This is a genomic window from Pseudoalteromonas luteoviolacea (genome assembly GCF_018100925.1).
GTDB classification, from domain to species: Bacteria; Pseudomonadota; Gammaproteobacteria; order Enterobacterales; family Alteromonadaceae; genus Pseudoalteromonas; species Pseudoalteromonas obscura.
In genome coordinates this window covers 1-587 of sequence record NZ_JAGJEH010000057.1, presented here as the reverse complement: position 1 = coordinate 587, position 587 = coordinate 1, and the positions used below count along the sequence as shown (strand labels likewise).

The 587-nt window shown below is 52.3% G+C and carries 1 protein-coding gene; it reads left to right on the top strand.

Annotation, left to right across the window (positions count from 1 at the left end; all coding sequences use genetic code 11):
• The coding region (locus J8M00_RS28045; protein ID WP_211013649.1) for an Ig-like domain-containing protein at positions 1–587 on the top strand (587 nt) is incomplete at both ends.

Genomic DNA, 587 nt, shown 5'->3' with positions numbered 1-587 from the left:
ACTTTATCCGTGACCTTAACGGACACCGCGGGCAATGCCGCCACAGCAGTGACCGCCAGCAGCACGTTAGATACGACCGCGCCAAATGGTCATGGTGTGACCCTGAATGACACCAGCTATAACAGTACGGAAACGGGATCTGCCAGCTTTAGTTTCAGCAGTGCAGAGGTCGGTGCAACCTACAGTTATACCCTCAATAGCAGCAATGGTGGAACGGCGGTGACGGGCAATGGCAATATTACCAGTGCCAGCCAAACGGTGAATATCGCGGATATCAGTGGCTTAAATGACGGGACATTAACCTTATCGGTGACGGTGACTGACAGTGCGAGTAACGCAGCTACGGCGGTGACGGATACGGCCAGCTTAGATAAAACCAAGCCAACGGTGACGACCTTCAGTGCATCAGATAGCAATTTAAAAGCGGGCGAAACGGCGACCATCAGCATTGTGCTGAGTGAAGCCAGTACCACCTTTAGTGAGTCGGATATCAGTGTGTCAGGGGGCACGTTGAGTAACTTTAGTGCCACGTCCAGCACCCAATATAGCGTGTTATTTACACCCACGGCGGACTCACAAAGCAATGC